Raw genomic sequence first — 3,165 nt, 5'->3', positions numbered from 1 at the left:
ACGCCGAGGCCATCGCGTCGAAGTTGCCGCCGACGGTCAGCGTGGCCGACGTCAGCACCGCCGTCGAACGGCCGAACAGGCTGGCGCGCAACAGGCCTGCCACCGACAGCGGGGCCACCCGCAGGGTCGAGCGGGCACCGGTGCGGGCGTCCTCGGTCTGCTCGATCCACACCACGTCGGAGCGGTCGGGGATGGCGGGAACAAACGAGCTGAGGACCCGGGACGCGGTGTCGGCGACGTCGGAGAGCGCGGTCGCCGCTTCGGCGCGCGCCGCGGCGGCCTTCGGGTCATTGGGTGCGGTGTCGATCGAGGTCCTGGCCCCTGCCGCGGCGTCCCGCAGCACCGTCAGGTAATTCGCCAGCTCCTCGTCGAGTACGTCGATGCGGCCCGGCCGGGCGTCGAACAGCGCCGAGGAGAACGTCGCGATCGCCCCCTCCAGCCGCTGTGCGAGTTCGGGGTCGACTATCCGGGCCGCACGGCGCTGCGCGATGCCCAGCGACGCCGCCGAGAGCTCTGCGGTCGCCACGCCCGTGACCCGGTCCACCAACTCATGGGCCTCGTCGACGATCAATAAGTCGTGCTCGGGCAGGACGTTGGCCTCGCCGATCGCGTCGATCGCCAGCAAGGCGTGGTTGGTGACGACGATATCGGCGTGGCCGGCCCGGTCGCGGGCGCGTTCGGCGAAACAATCGGTGCCGAACGGGCAGCGGGACACCCCGATGCATTCCCGAGCCGATACGCTGACCTGCGACCACGACCGGTCGGGGACCCCGGGGGCCAGCTCGTCACGGTCGCCGGTCTCGGTGCTCGACGACCACTTGATCAGCCGCGCCACGTCGCGCCCCAGGGCGCTGGCCGCGACGGGGGAGAAGAGTTCCTCCTGCGGTAGGTCCTCCGGTGCCGGCGGAGCGCCGTCGGAGCCCGCCTGACTGCCGTTGTGAATTTTGTTGAGACACAGGTAGTTTCCCCGCCCCTTGAGAAGAGCGAACTCCGGCCTGCGGGGCAGTGAGCCGGCCAGCGAGTCGGCTAGTCGAGGCAGGTCGCGGTCGACCAGCTGACGTTGCAGGGCGATGGTCGCGGTCGACACGACCACGGGGCGGTGATCTGCCAGCGAGTGCGCGACCGCGGGCACCAGGTAGGCCAGCGACTTTCCGGTGCCGGTGCCGGCCTGTACCGCGAGGTGCTCACCGCGTTCGAAAGCATCGGTCACCGCCTCGGCCATGGCGATCTGCCCGGCGCGTTCCGTCCCGCCCAGTGCGGCCACCGCGTGGGCCAGCAGTTCGGTGACCTCAGGCATCCGCCGACCCGGTTCTCAGCGTCCGCGCCGTGTCGGCGCGATCAGCCGCGTCGGGATCGCCGGGTCTCCTTTGGAGAGCTTCAGACCGTCCCACGGAAGGCTGTGCAGACCCTCGCCGACGCGTTCCCGCGCAGCTTCGAGGTCGAGGTCGGTGACCGGCTCCCCGCCGCGCACCAGCGGTGCCGTCAGCTGCCGCCAGGCCAGACCCGGGGAGGGGGGCGGCGGTTCGTCGGCCGGGTACACGACTTCCTCGACGACGGTCCCGGATCCCTTGGCGACCCGGGCGGCGCACTTGCGCCCGCCGTGGGACTCCTTGTGGCTGCTGCGTTTCTCGACCGGGATGCCGTCGACTTCGACCAGCTTGTAGACCATGTTGGCGGTCGGGGCGCCCGATCCGGTGACCACCGACGTGCCGACACCGAAGGAGTCGACGGGATCGGCGCGAAGCGCGGCGATGGCGAACTCATCCAGGTCGCCGGAGACCACGATCCGGGTCTCGGTGGCGCCGAGACCGTCGAGCTGCTCGCGTACCTGGCGGGCCAGCACACCGAGGTCACCGGAGTCGATACGGACAGCCCCCAGCCGGGGCCCCGCGACCTCGACGGCGTTGGCGACCCCCGCGGTGATGTCGTAGGTGTCCACGAGCAGCGTCGTCTCTACACCCAGTGCAGCGACCTGGGCGCGGAACGCCGCCTTCTCCCAGTCCGACGGCGACTGCCCCTCGCCGTCGGTGGTGTGCAGCAGCGTGAAGGCGTGCGCGCTCGTCCCGAGCGCCGGCACCCCGTAGCGGCGCTTGGCCTCGAGGTTCGACGACCCGGCGAATCCCGCGAGGTGGGCCGCGCGCGCCGCTGCGACGGCGGCGTGTTCGTGGGTGCGCCGGGAGCCCATCTCGATCAGCGGGCGGCCATCGGCGGCACCGACCATGCGGGCCGCGGCCGAGGCCACGGCGGTGTCATGGTTGAAGATCGACAGCGCCAGCGTCTCGAGCAGCACGCATTCGGCGAAGGTTCCGTGAACGGACAGCACCGGCGACCCGGGGAAGTACAGCTCGCCCTCCGGGTAGCCGTCGATGTCGCCCCGAAACCGGTACCCGGCCAGGAACTCGAGGGTGTCGGTGTCCAGGAAATCGTCCAGTGAGTCCACCGTGGCGGCGTCGAACCTGAACTCCTGCAACGCTTCCACGAGCCTGGCGGTACCGGCTGTGACGCCGTAGCGCCGCCCCTCGGGAAGGCGCCGGGCGAACACCTCGAACGTGGCGCGCCGGTGCGCGGTACCGTCCTGCAATGCCGCGGCGAGCATCGTCAGTTCGTACTTGTCGGTCAGCAGCCCCAGCGGCAGACCCGGAGACGAGGCCCGGGACGATCCAGTCACCCGTCAACCGTATCGGTTCGGCGCACGGATGTGGCCCCGGTATTCTTGGGCGCATGGTCACGCCGGCGAAGGCCCGTCCGGGAACCCGCGAAGAACGCGACGTCGCCACCGTCCCGCGGGACGAGGTCGCCCCCGACAGCCCGTGGGTGACGCTGGTCTGGGACGATCCGGTGAATCTGATGACCTACGTGACCTATGTGTTGCAGAAGCTGTTCGGCTACTCCGAACCGCATGCCACCAAGCTGATGCTGCAGGTTCACAACGAGGGCAAGGCGGTGGTCTCGGCGGGCAGTCGGGAGTCGATGGAGATCGACGTGTCCAAGCTCCACGCCGCCGGGTTGTGGGCAACGCTGCAACAGGACCGCTGAGAAGACTGTGCGTAAGTGGAAGCGGGTCGAGGGCGCCGACGGCCCGCGGTTGCGGTCGGCGCTGGCCGCACACGAAGCCGAGTTGTTGAGCAGCCTGGTGACCTCCCTGCTCGGAATGCTCGAGGATCG

The 3,165-nt window shown here is 70.3% G+C and carries 3 protein-coding genes and 1 pseudogene; 2 read left to right on the top strand and 2 right to left on the bottom strand.

Features of this window, described 5'->3' with window-relative positions; translation table 11 throughout:
• Window positions 1-1,297 (bottom strand): ATP-dependent DNA helicase (locus tag WA944_RS06210; protein ID WP_526646579.1); only part of this gene is annotated, 1,297 nt, incomplete at its 3' end.
• A gap of 15 nt (window positions 1,298-1,312) precedes the next feature.
• Window positions 1,313-2,635: a nicotinate phosphoribosyltransferase gene (locus WA944_RS06205; RefSeq protein ID WP_526646581.1), complete on the bottom strand. Its 1,323-nt coding sequence runs from the start codon at window positions 2,633-2,635 to the stop codon at window positions 1,313-1,315.
• 86 nt (window positions 2,636-2,721) lie between these two features.
• Between WA944_RS06205 and clpS the strand changes: the two genes are divergently transcribed.
• Both clpS and WA944_RS06195 read left to right on the top strand, forming a co-directional pair.
• Window positions 2,722-3,036: an ATP-dependent Clp protease adapter ClpS gene (clpS, locus tag WA944_RS06200; RefSeq protein WP_159230728.1), complete on the top strand. Its 315-nt coding sequence runs from the start codon at window positions 2,722-2,724 to the stop codon at window positions 3,034-3,036.
• 7 nt (window positions 3,037-3,043) lie between these two features.
• Window positions 3,044-3,165, top strand: a pseudogene (locus tag WA944_RS06195) (DUF2017 domain-containing protein); the annotation flags it as partial.

It is taken from the genome of Mycobacterium sp., from assembly GCF_049683355.1.
Classification (GTDB): Bacteria; Actinomycetota; Actinomycetes; order Mycobacteriales; family Mycobacteriaceae; genus Mycobacterium.
The sequence above is the reverse complement of the archived record's forward strand: the minus strand, read 5'-3'. Positions and strand labels throughout refer to the sequence as shown.

Bases quoted from the DNA above. Each gene is read 5' to 3' on its own strand.
- clpS (WP_159230728.1), top strand. From the start codon at position 2,722: ATGGTCACGCCGGCGAAGGCCCGTCCGGGAACCCGCGAAGAACGCGAC.